Source organism: Parascardovia denticolens DSM 10105 = JCM 12538 (assembly GCF_001042675.1).
Taxonomy (GTDB): domain Bacteria; phylum Actinomycetota; class Actinomycetes; order Actinomycetales; family Bifidobacteriaceae; genus Scardovia; species Scardovia denticolens.
On record NZ_AP012333.1, the window covers coordinates 1040009 to 1053332 of the forward strand.

Genomic DNA, 13324 nt, shown 5'->3' on the forward strand with positions numbered 1-13324 from the left:
ATGTTTTACCGCTTCCCTCCATCCGGATCCCGCCTGGTCCACCCCTGCGGCGGGACCACATCGTCCAAAGCCCCTGGCCGCAAGGAAAGGAAGGTGAGAAGAAGCTGTCTCTGGATGCCGAACATCCGCTTTTCGTCCTCCGGGGTGGCGTGATCATAGCCCAGAAGATGCAAGACCCCGTGGATGGTCAGAAGCATCATCTCCTCGATGGTCGAATGTCCGGCGGCGGCGGCTTGGTCGGCGGCCACTTCCGGGCAGAGGATGATATCCCCCAGCATGCCTTCGTCCCGGTCGGTCTCGGTCCCCGGGCGTAATTCGTCCATGGGGAAGGACATGACGTCCGTTGGCCCTTCCAGGTTCATCCACCGCAGGTGGAGTTCGGCCATGGGGGCCGGGTCGATGAAGGCGATGGACAGGTCGGACTCGGTGCTGACCCGCATCTGGTCCATGGTCCAGACGGCCAGGTCGGAGAAGACCAAGGGGTTGATTCCCCACTCGGTCTCGTTGGTGATGTCAACGCTCATCCTGTCCATCCTTTTCCTGCCGGGCCAGCTCTTCGTCCTGGAACTCCTGATAGGCGTCGACGATCTTGCCCACCAGGCTGTGGCGGACGATGTCCTGGCTGCCCAGATGGATGAAGGCGACGTCATCCACATGCCCCAGGATCTTCTCGATGTTCTTCAGTCCGGAATTGCGGACGGCGAAATCCACCTGGGTGGCGTCGCCGGTGATGATCATGCGGGTGTTGAAACCCAGTCGGGTCAGGAACATCTTCATCTGATGCTGGGTGGTGTTCTGGGCTTCGTCCAAGATCACATAGGCGTCGTTGAGGGTCCGTCCCCGCATATAAGCCAGAGGGGCCACTTCGATGGTGTTGTCGGCCAGATAGCGCTGCATGCGCTCGTTGCCCAGCATATCGGCCAGGGCGTCGTAGAGGGGACGGAGGTAGGGGTCCACCTTCTCGTTCAGGGTCCCGGGCAGGAAGCCCAAGGATTCGCCCGCTTCCACGGCCGGACGGGTGAGGATGATCCGGCGGACCGCCCCGTCCTCGAAGGCCCTGACGGCTTTGGCGACGGCCAGGTAGGTCTTGCCTGTTCCGGCCGGGCCTATGGCGAAAGTGATGGTATGGGATTCGATGGCGTTGATGTAGACCATCTGCCCGGCGGTCTTGGCCCTGACCGGGACCCCGTGGGCCATGGTGATGACCGAGGGGATGCGGCCGCTCAAAGTCTGGGAGGATCCGGAGACGCTGTGCCCCAAGGACCGTTCGTCATGCGGCTGCCCATGGAAGGTCGGCCTCAGGTCCGACCGCTTTTTCTGGGTCTCCAGATTGTCGGTCAGGCCGAACTGGTCGAAACGGGGGTTCCAGGTGGTGATTTTGCGCTCTTTCCTATCCAGTTTGCGGGAAAGGCGGTGATGGAGGAGCCTTTCCACTTCATCGGCTTCCAAGGGCGCGGTGAAGGCCTCGTCGATCAATTCCTGGATGAAGCCTTCCGCCTCCAGGGCCAAAGGCTCGGTCCTGACGTAAAGGGAGACGATGGAGATCCTGTTCCCCCGCACGCTGATGTCGAGGTCGGGATAGGCTTTCTCCACCAAACGGATGATGGAGTCTTCGGAACCGCAGACGGCCACCGGGTTCACTTGGGCTGGGATGATGATGGTTCTTGTCGTTGACGCCATAAAGGGAGGCTACTCCTCGAATCTCTGTCCCGTCAATACATGGGCGTGCACGTGGAAGACGCTTTGGCCCGCCTCTTCGCCCGTGTTGAAGACCAGGCGGTAGGCTCCGCCGTAAGTGTCGTCGGCAATCTTCTGGGCCACGGCGACCAGGTCCACTAATTCATCTGGGGCATTTTGGGACAGTTCGTATACGTTTTTGTAATGTTTCTTGGGGACGACCAAGACATGTACGGCCGCCTTGGGATTGATGTCTTCGAAAGCGTAAGTGGTCTCGTTCTCGAAGACCTTGCGAGAAGGAATCTGACCGGCGATGATCTTGCAGAAAAGGCAATCATCGTGCGCGTTTCCAGTGACCATGACAGGACTCCTTATGATTCGTTCATCATCTGTAATCGGTTTCCGCCTTTTTCCGCTTTCATCTTACTGGATTCGCCCTATAATCCGGGTCAGAAGAGTCAAGGCCACGGGGCCTGCGCTGGACGCCCTCAGGATATTCCTCCCGATCAGAGCCAAGGTCGCTCCCGCCTCTTTGAAAAGGCCGATTTCCTCATCGCTGATGCCCCCTTCCGGGCCGACGATCACGAAGATGGTCGGAGCCTCCTCCCCCCTTGTCTCCCCTTGCCCAGCTGTTTCGATGGCCATCCTGTATTTCTCGGCCAACCGGTCGGAAATCGAGCCCCAGCTTTCCGACGCGTCCTGATGGAGGACGATGACCGTATCCCCGAATCCGACGACTTGGGAAATCCAGGCCGCCAGTTGTTTGGAATTCATGACCGGATCCAATTGAGGAAGCCAGGACCGGCGCGACTGCTCGGTGGCCGCGATCAGCTGGTCCCGCCACTTCTCCCGGCCTTTCCCGGCCTTGCTCCCCTTCCACAGGACGATGGACCGCTGGGCCTGCCAGGGAATCACGCGATCGACCCCAATCTCGGTGGCCATCTCGATGGCCTGCTCATCCCTGCCTGATTTGGCCAAGGCTTGGATCAGACCCAACTTGACAGCGGGGGCCGGTTCAAGACCGATTTTTTCAACCATGACGGCTCCCGCTTGGGGGTCAGTGATCCGCGCTTGGACCTTCAACCCCCGTCCGTCGGACAGGAGCAGGCCATCGCCCTGGCCCAGCCTCATGGCTTTGACCGCATGCCGCCTCACGGAGGCCGGAAGGAGGAAGGTCATCCCTTCGGACAACGAGTCACGGGAAAAGCCGGCCTCAGCTGAGGAAGAGGCCTGGCGATCGACGGGAGAATCGGCTGGGAAGCCGGCGCCAGTCAGAAGGAAAAGAGGAAGGGTCATGCTCGTCCTTTCAGAGAAAGAAAGCGGCCTGGCATGGTAGCGTAAAAAGCGACGGCGCTGGAAGCGGCTACATTCAAGGAATCGACCTGATGGCTCATAGGGATCTTCACCGTCAGATCCGTGGAAGCCAGGGTCTTCCGACTCAAACCATCCCCTTCGGTGCCGAAGATGAGCGCCACCTTGTCCACCCGCTGGTCTCTGGTCGCATCCGCAGCAGCATCCGGATCGTATATCCTGCGGACCAGGTCGTCCAGACCGATGGAATCATCAATCAAGGCCATGGCGACCGTAGTGAAACCCAGCCGATGAAGCAGGTCGATCCCCGGGTGGGGCCAGGCGTGGCTGTCATCCCCTCCGATGCGGGTCCAGGGGACTTGGAAAACGGTGCCCATGGAGACTCTGGCCGCGCGCCGATACAGGGGATCGGCGCAGGAAGGCGTGACCAGGACCGCATCCACATCCAAAGCGGCGGCGGACCGCATGATCGCCCCTACGTTGGTGTAATCGACGATGTTCTCCAAGACCGCCACCCGCCGGGCCTCCTTGCAGACCTCCTCCACAGTGGGCAGGACCCAGCGGTGCATGGCGGACAGAGCCCCACGGTGAAGACGGTACCCGGTCAAGCGGTGAAGAAGCTCGGCGGAAGCCACGAAAACAGGGACGGTGCTCCCCCAGGCCCGATCCACCTGGTCGAATTCAGCCTTCATCCCATCCAGCCACGCTTCCTCCACCAGGAAGGAAACCGGTTCCACCCCAGCGGCCAAAGCCCGGTCGATGACTTTAGGGCTTTCGGCTATGAAGATACCCTTGTCCGGCTCCAAACGGTTGCGCAGCTGTATCTCCGTCAGCTGGGTGTACAGGGCCAAGCGCCCGTCGTCCAGGGAATCCACCCGAATTATCTGCATGTCCCCTACTTTATCCTGTATCCCGCCAAGGGGCATCCGCGGGGAACCCGCGTCGATGACAGCCATCGCCCGGCTGAAGCTTGCAATCGGCGGATACGAAGAGACCCCCGCGGGAATGCGGGGGTCTCTGCCGTGTCCGGAACGGGAGTCGAACCCGTACGCCCGTACAAGATGGGCACCAGCACCTCAAGCTAGCGCGTCTACCATTCCGCCACCCGGACAGATGCTTATCGCAACAGTTGAATACTGTACCACGTTCTCTGCCCGAGCGGGAACAAGCGTGTCACTCGCCCGGCTAAGCCGCGACCTGCCCGGAGGCGGAAGCCGGCTGAGCCGGCCCTTGCCCGGAATCGTCTTCGATGTAATCGGAGTCGGAGGTGATGACGCCGGTCACCTTACCCAAAGCCTTGAGGCCATGATACGCGACCAGGGCCACGACGGTGCCGATGGCGATGCCATTGAAGGAAGTGTTGTTCAGGGCGAAGGTGAAATCGGCGATGCCAATGATCATGGTGACAGCGGCCACGCTCATGTTGACGGGTTTGGCGAAATCGACCTTGTTCTCCACCCAGATGCGAACGCCCAGCATACCGATCATGCCGTAAAGCAAGGTTGTCACGCCGCCCAGCACGCCGGCGGGAATCGTGTTGATGATGGCGCCGAACTTGGGGCAGAGGGAAAGAATGAGGGCGAAAAGGGCGGCGAACCAGTAAGCCGCCGTGGAATAGACCTTGGTCGCCGCCATGACGCCGATGTTCTCGGCGTAAGTGGTGGTGCCGGAGCCTCCGCCCAGTCCGGCGAAGACGGTGCCCAGACCATCGGCGAAGAGGGAGCGGCCGATGCGGTCGTCGTAATTCTTGCCGGTCATGAGGGAGACCGATTTGACATGGCCGATGTTCTCGGCGATCAGGACCAGGACCACAGGCAGGAACATGGTCAGGACGTTGAAATTGGCCACAGGGGCGTGGAAATGCGGCAGGCCGATCCAGGCGGCCTTGCCGATGGCCGAGAAGTCCACCTTACCCCGAGCGCAGGCCACGATGTAGCCGACGACCACGCCCAGAAGGATGTTCAGACGACCGATAAGCCCCTTAAAGAGGACGGAGATGAGCATGACGGCCAGGAGGGTGACCACGGCGGTGATGGGGTCGGATTTGAAGTTCTTCCAAGCCGAAGGGGCCAGGTTGAAGCCGATGATGGCCACGATGGACCCGTTGACCACAGGGGGCATGACGATGTCGATCCATTTGGCGCCGGCGAAATGGACGATCACGCCGACCAGGGCCAGGGTCAGACCGGTGCAGAGGATGCCGAAGGAGGCCATCTGCAAGCCGGCCATGCCTTTATTGGCCGCCGTGACGGCTCCGATGGGGGCTATAAAAGCAAAAGAGCTACCCAGATAGCTAGGTAGCGCATTGTTGTTGATGAGGAGGAAAAGAGCCGTCGACATAGCCGTGAAGAAAAGCGTGGTCGAGGGGTCGAATCCTGTCAGGATCGGGACCAGGAAGGTGGAGCCGAACATGGCGATCACATGCTGGGCGCCAATCCCCGTCGTCCGAGGCCAGGTCAAGCGCTCGTTGGGTTCGATCACTTCCCCTGGTTCGATATGTTTGCCGTCTCCATGCAGTTTCCAGGCAAGATTCATTGCCATCTGATTCTCCTTCCGCATGCTCCAGCCTGGGCCAGGTCTCATAAGCATGCATGATGTCGTGAATAGCGAAAATTCTTTCTCACTGTACCGTCACCGCGTCCCAAAGAAGGGGGAAGGAGGAATTCTTTGTTCACAAAATGAGATTTTTCATCCTCCTCGACATGGCGGACGGCAAAATGTGCGAGAATGAAAAAGGAGCCTGTCCAGCGAGGATGCTTAAGGCTCAAGGAGGAATTTCTATATGTCTAAGAGGAACCCAAAGATTCTTTCCATCGTCCTGGCCGGCGGCGAGGGAACCCGCCTAATGCCTTTGACCCGGGATCGCGCCAAACCGGCCGTCCCCTTCGGCGGCATGTACCGCCTGATCGATTTCCCGCTGAGCAATCTGGTGAATTCCGAATACCGCCAGGTGATCGTGCTCACCCAATACAAGTCCCATTCCTTGGATCGCCATATCTCCCGCATGTGGCATTTCTCTTCCCTGCTCAATAATTACGTTTCCACCGTCCCCGCCCAGCAGCGCCTGGGCAAGCGCTGGTACTTGGGCAGCGCCGACGCCATCGCGCAGACGGTGAACATCATCGAAGACGTCCGGCCCGACATCGTGGTGATTCTCGGGGCCGACCACGTCTACCGCATGGATTACCGCCAGATGGTCCAATCCCATATCGAGACCGGGGCCGAATTCACCGTGGCCGGCATCCGCCAGCCCGTCTCCCAATCCAACCAGTTCGGAGTTATCAACACCGACCCCAACGACCACAGGCTCATCACCAACTTCGAAGAGAAGCCGGCCACCGCCCAGGGCCTGCCCGACGCCCCTGACATGATGCTGGCTTCCATGGGCAACTACGTCGCCAATACCGACGCCCTTTTCGAAGTGCTGAAGAAGGACGCCGAAGACGAGAACTCCAAGCACGACATGGGTACCAACATCGCCCCCTATTTCGCCTCCCGTCGCGAGGCCGGCGTCTATGACTTCCACGACAACGACGTTCCCGGCACTAACGAGCATGACCGCGATTATTGGCGCGACGTGGGAACCCTCAAGCAGTTCTACGACGCCCACATGGACCTGATCGCCCATGTGCCCGAGTTCGACCTGTACAACACCGAGTGGCCGATCTACAGCAACGTCGGTTCCCTGCCGCCGGCCAAGTTCGTCCATGCCGACGCCGACCGTCTGGGTCACGCCACCGAATCCATGGTCTGCCCCGGGGTCATCGTCTCCGGGGCCGAAGTGAACCATTCGGTCATCGCCCCCAACGTGCGCGTCCATTCCTGGTCCCAGGTGGTGGATTCGGTCATCATGGATAATTGCGCCATTCACCGCAACGCCCGCGTATACCGCGCCGTCCTGGACAAGGACGTGGTCATCGCCGAGAACGCCACCGTCGGCCTCGACCGCGAAAAGGATCTGGCCCACGGTCTGACGGTTACTCCGGAAGGCATCACCGTGGTGCCTAAGGGCATGGTGGTCGAGCCCTGATCCACGTCGTGGATTCAATCCCTGTTAAGGAATCTTCTTAAGGAGCCTCCTTCGACAATTCGCCGAAGGAGGCTCCTTTTTTGTCATCAATGAGGTCATCATAATTAATCATGCCGTAATCCGTCCTAAATCAGACCTTTTCTCCCTTAATCGGACCCTTTTCCATCCTTCTCGCCCTTTAATTCGTCTTTTCCGTCTTAAATCCCCCTCTCTCACTCCCCCCCTGTGGACTAAGTCGAAGTTCAAAAAAAGATCGGCCTAAAAAGCGGGGTCAAAAAACGAACATCGACTTAGTCCACAGCCAAGGACAGAGAAAACGCAAATCACGGCCACAAGGCCACAAAAACTCGTAACTCAATCAAAAGGAGGAAGACATAAGGCAAAGAAAAGGAAAGGGCAGGCAGAAAAGGCCCCAAGAGGAATAGGCACGGGAAGGAAATTTCTAGGAGGAAAGGCCCAATCAGCAGGAAATGCTAGTCGGCGGAAAAACCGCTGAAAACCTGGCCAACAGCCGCGGGAATCTGGGAAACCCGGTCAATGATAAGGTCGGCCCCATGCGCTTCCAATTCGCCTGCCGGAGCGTACCCCCAACGGACGCCAATGGCCTTGATTCCCACCTCATGGCCACCGTCGATGTCGGTCCACCGGTCACCGATGATCAGCGCCCTATCCCCCAGACCTGCGTCAAAGCCCAAGGAAGAGAAGGCGTAGCGGATGACATCGGCCTTATGAAGGCGGGACATGTCCATGGAAGCCCCGAAGAGGGCGTCCACTTCATCCATGAGCCCGAAATACCGGCAGATGTCAAGGGCCTGCGGCTCAGGCTTGGCCGTCGCGATGACCAGCGGATAGCCCTGGGAACGGAGCTGGCGGAGGGAAGGGACGATCCCCGCATAGACCTGGTTCAGGTACATGGAGGGGATCTTCTCACCTGGGTGAAGAGGGTCGTCGAACATAGGTTGCCCCATGTAGGCACGGCGGTAATCGGCCACGGCCTGCGGCAACTCATCCTGGCTGAACCCGTATTTCGAGAAAGACTCGACCAGGGCGGGGCCGACGAAGGTCTGGAGGGTCTCAGGATCGGGGATCGACTTGCCTGCGCACTTGTAAGCGTACCGGGCGGCGGCCAGGATCCCTTCTTCCGACTTGGTCAGGGTGCCATCCAGGTCGAGGAGAACGACCTGGTCGGGATGGGTCAGGGTAAAAGTCACGATGCCGCCTTCCTGATTTTCGAGCTTGAACTTGCTGGGCTTGAGTTTTAAGACTTGATCTTATGGGACTTGGTCTTGAGAAGCCTGAGCTTGGTCTTATGGGCCGCTCAGCCATGGACGGCGTAGGCCCGGGGAAGATTGTTGATGTTGAAGCCCAGGGCGGCCAGCTGCTCGGCCCCCTCCGGGGTGATCATATCGATGGTCCACGGCGGGGTCCAGGTCCAATCGACCCGGAACTCGTCCACCAGCCCTGCCAAGGCGGAAGCGCATTCGTCTTCAATCAGGTCGGTCAAGGGACAGGCGGGGGTGGTCAAGGTCATGGTGATGATGCAACGCCCCAGGTGGTCGATCTCGATCCCGTATACGAGGCCAAGATCGATGACGTCAATGCCCAGCTCAGGGTCCATGACCTGGTGAAGGGCCTCCCGGATGTCTTCCGCCGTGGCGCGGCCGATGTCATCCAAGGAGGTGATGGTGATCCCCTTGTAATCGGTCTGCCGCTTCCGCCTCTGGTCGGAGGAATCGCCTCGGGAGGAATGATCGCGAGGAGAATCACTCTCGTGGGAATCACTCGAAGGGTTGGTCGTGCTATCTGCCATGAAAATTCCTGTCTGTTCTATCTTTTTACCGGTTCTGCCCTTTACGGTTCTGCCTGTTCTTGACCTGTTTATCTGTGTTCTATCTCAGCGCCTGATAACCGTCAAATCGTTGACCTATTTTCGGCTATCCTGCTGTCTTCCCCTGCTGGGCCAAGGCTGCCGCGGCTGAATCCTTGAAGCCTTCCCAGCCTAAAAGCGCGCACTTGATGCGCATCGGATACTGCGAAGCCCCTTGAAAAACGATGGCGTCCTCCAGGGAATCAGCCTCCGCCTCATCATCCAGGCCTTTGCCGCGGGAATTCATAAGCTGATGGAAGGTCTTATCCAATTGCAGGGCCTGGTCCATAGTCTTTCCCTGCAGAAGATCATACATGATGGACAGGCTGGCTTGCGAGATGGAACAGCCTTGGCCGTCCCATTCCAGCTTCCGGATGCGGATAGGCTGGCCATCCGACCCATCGGTCAGCTCAAGGCGGATGGTCACTTCGTCGCCGCAGGCGGGGTTGAATTGATGGGACTGCCCGGTCAGGCAATAGTCATGATGGACCGACTGGGTAGAAGATCCGGTGAGAACCGACTGGCTGTCCCTGCCTGCCTGATCACCGATGGTCTTTTTGGCGGAGGCTTGATCGGCGGAGGCCTCCCCCTCTTCCGCGTCAGCAGATGTGATGTCAGGGGCGAAGGAAGCCTTGCCATGAGGATGCTTGGACGCCTCCAAGATCACTTCCTGATACATCTGTTCCAGGTCAGCGTCGCTCAAATCGTAATCAGCCACGAATGTCCTTTCTGTCTATGCACAGTTTAGCCAAAGGCCTGCTTAGAGCACCAGCTTCTCAGCTAGCGGCCGACTCAGCACCAGACTGGAATCCAGGCGCAGACCGAAATCCCGACTCAGCACCAAACCGGAGTTCAAGCCCGATTTCGAATCCAGCCATAACCTCGAATCTCGGCTCATCGTCGGACCCCGAAGAAGGAGCGGACCGAAGAGACGGCGTCCAGAAGGCGGTCGATGTCGTCTTTGGTGTTGTAGACGCCCACCGAAGCGCGGTTGGAGGCGTAAAGGCCAAAATGCCGGTGGACGGGTTGGGCGCAATGATGGCCCACCCGGATAGCGATTCCGCGAGAGTCGATATACTGGCCGACGTCATGAGGATGCACGCCTTCCACGTCAAAGGCGACGGTGGCGATGCGGTTTTCCCTGTCGACCGGCCCGAGAACACGCACCCCTTCGATCTGATTCAGCTTGAGCAGTTCGGGCAGAAGCCGGGCCTCGTGCTCTCCGAAAGCGGGCAGGCCAATCTTCTGCATCCATTGGGCCGCGACCCCGGCCGCCACCACCTGGGCCACCGGCTGGGTCCCGGCTTCGAAGCGGGCGGGGGGCTCCATATACTGGGCCGGTTTGTTCATCCAAGCCAGCTCTACCATGGATCCGCCGAAAAAGGCCGGCGGCAAGGCCTCCAAGAGGTGACGCTTGCCATAGAGGAAGCCGACCCCGGTCGGCCCATACATCTTATGGGCGGAAAAGGCGGCGAAGTCGACATCCAGGGCGTGGAAATCCACGGCCATATGCGGCACCGACTGGCAGGCGTCCAAAATGGCCAGAGCGCCCACCTGATGGGCCCTCTTCACGATGGCCGCTACATCGGTGACCGCCCCGGTCACATTCGACACATGGGTGAAGGCCACGACCTTGGTCCGTGGGGTGATGACCGATTCCAGCTCCTGCTGATCGGTACGGACCCGCCCGTCTTCGGTCAGGTCCAACCAGCGCAAGGCGGCTCCCGTCCGGAAGGCCAGCTCCTGGAAAGGCAGCAAAACCGAATGATGTTCAGCGCGGGTGACGACTATCTCATCGCCTGTTTTCAGGGCGAAATGGCGGGCCCGCTCTCCCCCACACCCGGCCGAGGCGTTGCCGAAAGCGGTGGCCAGCAGATTAAGGCTGGCCGTGGCCCCTGCAGTCACCACCAGCTCCTCGGCGCCAGGCTCACAGTCGGCACCGACCAAGGAAGCCACCTGGGCGCGGGCGGCTTCGAAAGCCTCCGTGCTGCGGGCGGCAAGCTCATGGGCCCCCCGGTGCACGCCGGCGTTGATAGTCTGGTAGAAATCGGCCTCAGCCTCAATCACCTTCCGCGGCTTTTGCGCTGTTGCGGCGGAATCCAAATAGACCAGCGGATTCCCATGAATCTCTTGGTTCAGAATGGGGAACTGCTCGCGTATGGCGGCAAAATCAGTCATGAAACCAGCACCTTTTTCTATGCTTGAGGCCAAAGCTCGCATACCTTGACATACCTTGGATCCAAGCCCGTATTCCTTAGGATGAAGTTCGTATCTCTGAAGCTAAGCTCAAGCCCATATTCCTTGGGATGGAATTCGCACGCCCTAGGCCAGGGCGGACTCGGAATCGGCTCCTTCAGGCAGATAAGCGTCATAGCCCTCTTCTTCCAGCTTATCGGCCAGCTCGGGACCGCCGGTTTCCACCACGCGACCTTGTGCGAAGACGTGGACGATATCAGGCTTGATGTACTTGAGGATGCGGGTGTAATGGGTGATGAGCATAATGCCCAGACCGGTATTGGCCTTGGCCCGGTTGACCCCTTCCGAGACGATGCGCAAAGCGTCCACGTCCAGGCCGGAATCGGTCTCATCCATGACGGCGAACTTAGGCTTGAGCAGTTCCAGCTGCAGGACTTCGGCCCGCTTCTTCTCGCCACCGGAGAAGCCTTCGTTGACGGACCTCTGGGCGAACTTGGGATCCATGCGCAGGTTCTTCATGGCCGCGGACAGGTCCTTGGTCCACTGGCGGATGTTGGGAGCCTGGCCGTCGATCTCGGTCTTGGCCGTCCTCAGGAAGTTGGTCATGGAGACACCAGGCACCTCCACCGGGTACTGCATGGCCAGGAAAAGGCCGGCTTTGGCCCGCTCGTCCGGGGTCATGGTCAGCAGGTCCTGACCGTCCAGCAGGGCCTGGCCGCTGTCCACGAAATAGGTTGGATGCCCGGCCAGGGTGTAGGCTAGGGTGGATTTGCCGGAACCGTTGGGACCCATGATGGCGTGGGTCTCATTGGAGTCCAGGGTCAGATTGACACCTTTGAGGATCTGTTTGCGCCCTTCCTTGGTCTCCACGGACGCGTACAGATCTTTGATTTCGAGAGTGGACATGTTTCCTCGCTTTGTTTCGCTTCTTTGTCGTGATTTATTTCGTTAGTTCGTTGATTCGTTTCGTTGATTCGTGCCGATCTCTGCCGGGCGAAGCGCTGCTTATTGATTTCCGTCCTTGCCGGTCTTCTCAGTCAGGGCGACGCTCTTTTCCAAACGTCGATTGACCGCGTCAATCAGGTGCTGGGAGATGGAAGGAATGCCGATTTCCTCGATCAGGTCGACGAAGAAGCCGGAAACGACCAGTTTGCGGGCCTGGGCTTCCGATATTCCACGAGACTGCAGGTAGAAAAGCTCCTCATCGTCGAAACGACCGACGGAAGAGGCATGGCCTGCCCCTACGATGTCTCCGTTCTCGATCTCCAGGTTGGGCTCGGAATCAGCTATAGCGCCGGGAATGAGGACCAGGTTGCGGTTGAGCTCGTAGGAATCGGTCCCCGGTGCCTGCGGCTGAATCAAGGCGTTGCCCACCCAGGTGGAGTGGGCCTTATTGCCCTCCAAAGCCCCCTTATAAATGACCCGGGACTTACAGCGGGGCTGATTATGCACCACCATGGTCCGGTGCTCGATGTGCTGACCAGGCTCCACGAAGTAGATGCCCAGCATATTGAGGTCGCCTTCTTCGCCGGCGAAATCCTGATCCATCCGGATGCGGACCAGGTCGCCGCCCAAGGTCACCATGCAATGCCGCAAGGTGGCATGGGCCCCCAGATGGATCCGGTGGTTGCCCACATGTTTGGAGCCGGGATTCCATTCCTGAATGGAGGCCAGGCAGGTATGGGAATCGGCCCCGGTGACGATCTCCACCCCTTCGGCCAAGCGGGCGTCGCCGGTGTGGGAGATGATGATGTCCCCGGCAGCCTTGTCCGCGGCCTTGATGATCAGATGAAGGGCGTCCAGGTCCAGGCTGGTCCCTTCCACTTTCACCAGGATGGGGGTCGACCATTGGCCTTGCAGGTCGACCACGAAAACGCGGTTGGCCGAGCTGGCCCATTCCACGCTGGACACGCGGTCATTGGGCTGGGAGACGATCCCCGCTTCGGGGTCAGCCGTGGTCGTTTCGCGGATGCTGGCGACTCCAGCCGGCAAGGGGGACCCGTCCACCGTGGTCAAAGAGACATGAGTGCTTCCCGAAGGTTGGAAAACTTGGAAGAACTCACCCATCCGCTCCAAAGGCGTATAGCGCCAATCCTCCTGTTTGCGGGTAGGCAGGGGGAAATCATCCGGATTGAAGGAGCGGGGCTCCCGGTCGGCGCTGGAAGGCATGGTGGCCGGGAAGGCGTAGGGGTCTTTCGGATTGGCCACAGGCAGGGAGATTTCTTTCATCTTATTCATTTCAG

The 13324-nt window shown here is 59.4% G+C and carries 13 protein-coding genes and 1 tRNA gene; 1 reads left to right on the forward strand and 13 read right to left on the reverse strand.

The features are described from left to right. Positions 1-5: 5 nt before the first annotated feature. The 7 genes from ybeY to PSDT_RS04390 form a co-directional block, all read right to left on the reverse strand. The gene (gene ybeY, locus PSDT_RS04360; protein ID WP_006289153.1) at positions 6-524 is read right to left on the reverse strand and encodes an rRNA maturation RNase YbeY; all 519 of its coding nucleotides are present in this window, start codon (positions 522-524) and stop codon (positions 6-8) included. After that, positions 514-1680 carry a PhoH family protein gene (locus PSDT_RS04365; RefSeq protein WP_006289152.1) on the reverse strand — a complete coding sequence of 389 codons (1167 nt, stop codon included), beginning with the start codon at positions 1678-1680 and terminating at the stop codon, positions 514-516. Before PSDT_RS04365 ends, ybeY begins: the two co-directional genes overlap by 11 nt. Before the next feature lie 9 nt (positions 1681-1689). Beyond that, positions 1690-2037, reverse strand: a complete 348-nt coding sequence (locus tag PSDT_RS04370; RefSeq protein ID WP_006289151.1) for a histidine triad nucleotide-binding protein — start codon at positions 2035-2037, stop codon at positions 1690-1692. Between the two features lie 63 nt (positions 2038-2100). Next, positions 2101-2973, reverse strand: coding sequence for a 16S rRNA (uracil(1498)-N(3))-methyltransferase (locus PSDT_RS04375; protein ID WP_006289150.1), 873 nt, complete (start codon positions 2971-2973; stop codon positions 2101-2103). Next, on the reverse strand, positions 2970-3878 hold the full coding sequence (locus PSDT_RS04380) for a TrmH family RNA methyltransferase (RefSeq protein ID WP_006289149.1): 909 nt from the start codon (positions 3876-3878) through the stop codon (positions 2970-2972). Before PSDT_RS04380 ends, PSDT_RS04375 begins: the two co-directional genes overlap by 4 nt. 133 nt (positions 3879-4011) lie before the next feature. After that, positions 4012-4099 (reverse strand) — tRNA-Leu (locus tag PSDT_RS04385). A gap of 74 nt (positions 4100-4173) precedes the next feature. After that, positions 4174-5529: a uracil-xanthine permease family protein gene (locus PSDT_RS04390; RefSeq protein WP_036696309.1), complete on the reverse strand. Its 1356-nt coding sequence runs from the start codon at positions 5527-5529 to the stop codon at positions 4174-4176. Positions 5530-5770: 241 nt separating this feature from the next. On the opposite strand from PSDT_RS04390, the gene glgC reads away from it, so the two are divergent. Continuing rightward, complete coding sequence (gene glgC, locus PSDT_RS04395; RefSeq protein WP_006289147.1) at positions 5771-7018, forward strand: glucose-1-phosphate adenylyltransferase; 1248 nt, start codon at positions 5771-5773, stop codon at positions 7016-7018. 473 nt (positions 7019-7491) lie between these two features. Here glgC and PSDT_RS04400 read toward each other — a convergent pair whose 3' ends face one another. The 6 genes from PSDT_RS04400 to sufD all read right to left on the reverse strand — a co-directional run bounded on the left by PSDT_RS04400 (position 7492) and on the right by sufD (position 13319). After that, positions 7492-8229, reverse strand: coding sequence for an HAD hydrolase-like protein (locus PSDT_RS04400; protein ID WP_006290395.1), 738 nt, complete (start codon positions 8227-8229; stop codon positions 7492-7494). 107 nt (positions 8230-8336) lie between these two features. Then, the gene (locus tag PSDT_RS04405) at positions 8337-8828 is read right to left on the reverse strand and encodes a metal-sulfur cluster assembly factor (RefSeq protein ID WP_006289145.1); all 492 of its coding nucleotides are present in this window, start codon (positions 8826-8828) and stop codon (positions 8337-8339) included. A 124-nt stretch (positions 8829-8952) separates the two neighbouring features. Further along, on the reverse strand, positions 8953-9603 hold the full coding sequence (gene sufU, locus PSDT_RS04410) for a Fe-S cluster assembly sulfur transfer protein SufU (protein WP_006289144.1): 651 nt from the start codon (positions 9601-9603) through the stop codon (positions 8953-8955). A 176-nt stretch (positions 9604-9779) separates the two neighbouring features. Next, a complete protein-coding gene (locus PSDT_RS04415) occupies positions 9780-11063 on the reverse strand; it encodes a SufS family cysteine desulfurase (protein ID WP_006289143.1) in 1284 nt (427 codons plus the stop codon). Between the two features lie 144 nt (positions 11064-11207). Continuing rightward, positions 11208-11987 carry a Fe-S cluster assembly ATPase SufC gene (gene sufC / locus PSDT_RS04420; RefSeq protein WP_006289142.1) on the reverse strand — a complete coding sequence of 260 codons (780 nt, stop codon included), beginning with the start codon at positions 11985-11987 and terminating at the stop codon, positions 11208-11210. 99 nt (positions 11988-12086) lie between these two features. Further along, positions 12087-13319, reverse strand: a complete 1233-nt coding sequence (sufD, locus tag PSDT_RS04425; RefSeq protein WP_006289141.1) for a Fe-S cluster assembly protein SufD — start codon at positions 13317-13319, stop codon at positions 12087-12089. Positions 13320-13324 lie beyond the last annotated feature (5 nt).

Bases quoted from the DNA above. Each gene is read 5' to 3' on its own strand.
- ybeY (WP_006289153.1), bottom strand. From the start codon at position 524: ATGAGCGTTGACATCACCAACGAGACCGAGTGGGGAATCAACCCCTTG.
- PSDT_RS04365 (WP_006289152.1), bottom strand. From the start codon at position 1,680: ATGGCGTCAACGACAAGAACCATCATCATCCCAGCCCAAGTGAACCCG.
- PSDT_RS04370 (WP_006289151.1), bottom strand. From the start codon at position 2,037: ATGGTCACTGGAAACGCGCACGATGATTGCCTTTTCTGCAAGATCATC.
- PSDT_RS04375 (WP_006289150.1), bottom strand. From the start codon at position 2,973: ATGACCCTTCCTCTTTTCCTTCTGACTGGCGCCGGCTTCCCAGCCGAT.
- PSDT_RS04380 (WP_006289149.1), bottom strand. From the start codon at position 3,878: ATGCAGATAATTCGGGTGGATTCCCTGGACGACGGGCGCTTGGCCCTG.
- PSDT_RS04390 (WP_036696309.1), bottom strand. From the start codon at position 5,529: ATGGCAATGAATCTTGCCTGGAAACTGCATGGAGACGGCAAACATATC.
- glgC (WP_006289147.1), top strand. From the start codon at position 5,771: ATGTCTAAGAGGAACCCAAAGATTCTTTCCATCGTCCTGGCCGGCGGC.
- PSDT_RS04405 (WP_006289145.1), bottom strand. From the start codon at position 8,828: ATGGCAGATAGCACGACCAACCCTTCGAGTGATTCCCACGAGAGTGAT.
- PSDT_RS04415 (WP_006289143.1), bottom strand. From the start codon at position 11,063: ATGACTGATTTTGCCGCCATACGCGAGCAGTTCCCCATTCTGAACCAA.
- sufC (WP_006289142.1), bottom strand. From the start codon at position 11,987: ATGTCCACTCTCGAAATCAAAGATCTGTACGCGTCCGTGGAGACCAAG.
- sufD (WP_006289141.1), bottom strand. From the start codon at position 13,319: ATGAATAAGATGAAAGAAATCTCCCTGCCTGTGGCCAATCCGAAAGAC.